Here is a 4,121-nt window from a genome sequence, read left to right as displayed (position 1 = left end):
ATTTCAACAATGACTCCACAACGCCTAGCGACGCCACTTCACAGTCTCCCACCTATCCTACACATCACTTATCCAAGACCAATACTAAGCTATAGTAAAGGTGCACAGGGTCTTTTCGTCCCACTGCGGGTAATCGGCATCTTCACCGATACTACAATTTCACCGAGCTCATGGCTGAGACAGTGTCCAGATCGTTACACCATTCGTGCAGGTCGGAACTTACCCGACAAGGAATTTCGCTACCTTAGGACCGTTATAGTTACGGCCGCCGTTTACTGGGGCTTCAATTCAATGCTTCTCATTGCTGATAACATCTCCTCTTAACCTTCCAGCACCGGGCAGGTGTCAGGCCCTATACTTCATCTTACGATTTGGCAGAGCCCTGTGTTTTTGATAAACAGTCGCCTGGACCTTTTCACTGCGGCCAGCATTGCTGCTGGCGACCTTTCTCCCGAAGTTACAGGTCTATTTTGCCTAATTCCTTAGCCATGAATCTCTCGAGCACCTTAGGATTCTCTCCTCGACTACCTGTGTCGGTTTACGGTACGGGTACTTATTATCTAAGTTTAGAAGCTTTTCTTGGCAGCCTTTAGGTACACTATCTCTTTGTCCGAAGACTCCGAGTACTATCAGTCTTTGCCATTCTAAACGGATTTGCCTATCTAGAATATAGCTACAACCTTCAACGGACACTTCCGTCAGTCCGCGGTACTTTCACCACTGCGTCACTCCATCACAACAATAAGTAGTACGGGAATATTAACCCGTTGGCCATCGACTTCCCCTTTCGGGTGCGCCTTAGGTCCCGACTAACCCGCAGCTGATTAGCATAGCTGCGGAAACCTTAGTCTTTCGGTGTGCGGGTTTCTCGCCCGCATTATCGTTACTTATGCCTACATTTTCTTTTCTAACCTCTCCAGCATAGCTCACGCTACACCTTCCGCGATGTTAGAATGCTCCCCTACCACTTGTATTACTACAAATCCATAGCTTCGGTAATATGCTTATGCCCGATTATTATCCATGCTCGTCCGCTCGACTAGTGAGCTGTTACGCACTCTTTAAATGAATGGCTGCTTCCAAGCCAACATCCTAGCTGTCTGGGCAGACAAACCTCGTTTTTTCAACTTAGCATATATTTGGGGACCTTAGCTGATGGTCTGGGTTCTTTCCCTCTCGGACTTGGACCTTAGCACCCAAGCCCTCACTGCTGATAAACATTATATAGCATTCGGAGTTTGTCAGGAATTGGTAGGCGGTGAAGCCCCCGCATCCAATCAGTAGCTCTACCTCTATATAACTTTACGATCAGCGCTGCACCTAAATGCATTTCGGGGAGTACGAGCTATTTCCGAGTTTGATTGGCCTTTCACCCCTACCCACAGGTCATCCGAAGACTTTTCAACGTCAACCGGTTCGGACCTCCACTATGTGTTACCACAGCTTCATCCTGCCCATGGGTAGATCACACGGTTTCGCGTCTAACACTACCGACTAATTCGCCCTATTCAGACTCGCTTTCGCTACGGATCCGTGACTGAATCACTTAACCTTGCCGGCAACGTTAACTCGTAGGCTCATTATGCAAAAGGCACGCCGTCACAGCTTATGCTGCTCCGACCGCTTGTAAGCGTATGGTTTCAGGATCTATTTCACTCCGTTATTCACGGTTCTTTTCACCTTTCCTTCACAGTACTGGTTCACTATCGGTCTCTCAGGAGTATTTAGCCTTAGCGGATGGTCCCGCCAAATTCAGACAGGGTTTCACGTGCCCCGCCCTACTCAGGATACCACTATCCTTATCCTCTCTTACTTATACGGGGCTATCACCCTCTTTGGCTTACCTTTCCAGGTAATTCTAATTCAATTAGCAAGAAATCTCGTGGTCCTACAACCCCAAATATGCCGTAACATCCTTGGTTTGGGCTAATCCGCGTTCGCTCGCCACTACTTACGGAATCACTTTTGTTTTCTTCTCCTCCGCCTACTTAGATGTTTCAGTTCAGCGGGTTTGCTCACCTATCGGTGTAATGCATCTTCAATGCATTGGGTTGCCCCATTCGGGTATCTACGGATTATATCGTGTGTGCCAATACCCGTAGCTTTTCGCAGCTTATCACGCCCTTCATCGCCTCTGAGAGCCTAGGCATCCCCCATACGCCCTTATTTTGCTTATGTGCCGCCTTGCTATTTTCATAACAAGACCTTTCTATAAAACCATAACTATGTTACGGCTCTACAATATTATTATATAATCGTAATGAATTACGACCATACATGTTTTCTACTTTTTAAATGTTTTATCTCAATATGTCAATGAACTTTTTTCGCCGTAGCGAACAGTGGAGAATATCGGAGTCGAACCGATGACCTCCTGCGTGCAAGGCAGGCGCTCTAGCCAGCTGAGCTAATCCCCCGTTTTTCAATGATTAGTTAACAGTTATCAGTTAACAGTAACTTAAACGGTTAGCCAACCTCCAGAATTTCCTTTAAGCTCAAAATAGTAGTCCCGCCCAGACTCGAACTGGGGACCCCTACATTATCAGTGTAGTACTCTAACCAGCTGAGCTACGAGACTCTGTATTTTTTGCTTAATTGTATTATTTGAATTAACAGCGAGAGTAATATTAATCTATCTGACTAATCTAAGATGTTCTTCTTCTTTTTGTCTCTAGAAAGGAGGTGTTCCAGCCGCACCTTCCGGTACGGCTACCTTGTTACGACTTAGCCCCAGTTACTAGTTTTACCCTAGGCAGCTCCTTGCGGTCACCGACTTCAGGTACCCCCAGCTTCCATGGCTTGACGGGCGGTGTGTACAAGGCCCGGGAACGTATTCACCGGATCATGGCTGATATCCGATTACTAGCGATTCCAGCTTCACGGAGTCGAGTTGCAGACTCCGATCCGAACTGTGACCGGCTTTGTAGATTCGCTCCTGGTCACCCAGTGGCTGCTCTCTGTACCGGCCATTGTAGCACGTGTGTAGCCCAAGGCGTAAGGGCCGTGATGATTTGACGTCATCCCCACCTTCCTCACGGTTTGCACCGGCAGTCTTGCTAGAGTTCCCGACATCACTCGCTGGCAACTAACAACAGGGGTTGCGCTCGTTATAGGACTTAACCTGACACCTCACGGCACGAGCTGACGACAACCATGCAGCACCTTGTAAAGTGTCCGAAGAAAATCCTGTTTCCAGAACTGTCACTCTACATTTAAGCCTTGGTAAGGTTCCTCGCGTATCATCGAATTAAACCACATGCTCCACCGCTTGTGCGGGCCCCCGTCAATTCCTTTGAGTTTCATTCTTGCGAACGTACTCCCCAGGTGGGATACTTATCACTTTCGCTTAGCCACTCAGGTTGCCCCAAACAGCTAGTATCCATCGTTTACGGCGTGGACTACCAGGGTATCTAATCCTGTTCGCTCCCCACGCTTTCGTCCATCAGCGTCAATATATTGTTAGTAACCTGCCTTCGCAATTGGTATTCCATGTAATATCTAAGCATTTCACCGCTACACTACATATTCTAGTTACTTCACAATAATTCAAGCCCTACAGTATCAATGGCAGTTCCATCGTTGAGCGATGGGATTTCACCACTGACTTATAAGGCCGCCTACGGACCCTTTAAACCCAATGATTCCGGATAACGCTTGGATCCTCCGTATTACCGCGGCTGCTGGCACGGAGTTAGCCGATCCTTATTCTTACGGTACCGTCAAGCTCCCTCACGAGGGAGTGTTTCTTCCCGTATAAAAGCAGTTTACAATCCATAGGACCGTCTTCCTGCACGCGGCATGGCTGGGTCAGGCTTCCGCCCATTGCCCAATATTCCTCACTGCTGCCTCCCGTAGGAGTCTGGTCCGTGTCTCAGTACCAGTGTGGGGGATCTCCCTCTCAGGACCCCTACCCATCATCGTCTTGGTAAGCCGTTACCTTACCAACTAACTAATGGGACGCATGCTCATCTTGTACCGATAAATCTTTAATAATAAGTCGATGCCGACTCACTATACTATGGGGCATTAATCCAAATTTCTCTGGGCTATTCCCCTGTACAAGGCAGATTGCATACGCGTTACGCACCCGTGCGCCGGTCTCTTAGGAGCAAGCTCCTAAT

General features: G+C 48.0%; 2 tRNA genes and 2 rRNA genes. All 4 read right to left on the bottom strand.

Annotation, left to right across the window (positions count from 1 at the left end):
• A 23S ribosomal RNA gene (locus tag H601_RS0112820) occupies nt 1-2,177 on the bottom strand; the annotation flags it as partial.
• 166 nt (nt 2,178-2,343) lie between these two features.
• A tRNA-Ala gene (locus H601_RS0112815) sits at nt 2,344-2,417 on the bottom strand.
• An 87-nt stretch (nt 2,418-2,504) separates the two neighbouring features.
• Nucleotides 2,505-2,578 (bottom strand) — tRNA-Ile (locus tag H601_RS0112810).
• 97 nt (nt 2,579-2,675) lie between these two features.
• A 16S ribosomal RNA gene (locus tag H601_RS0112805) occupies nt 2,676-4,121 on the bottom strand; the annotation flags it as partial.

The sequence above is a fragment of the Flavobacterium filum DSM 17961 genome (assembly GCF_000425465.1).
In the GTDB taxonomy this organism is placed as follows: domain Bacteria; phylum Bacteroidota; class Bacteroidia; order Flavobacteriales; family Flavobacteriaceae; genus Flavobacterium; species Flavobacterium filum.
The sequence above is the reverse complement of the archived record's forward strand: the minus strand, read 5'-3'. Positions and strand labels throughout refer to the sequence as shown.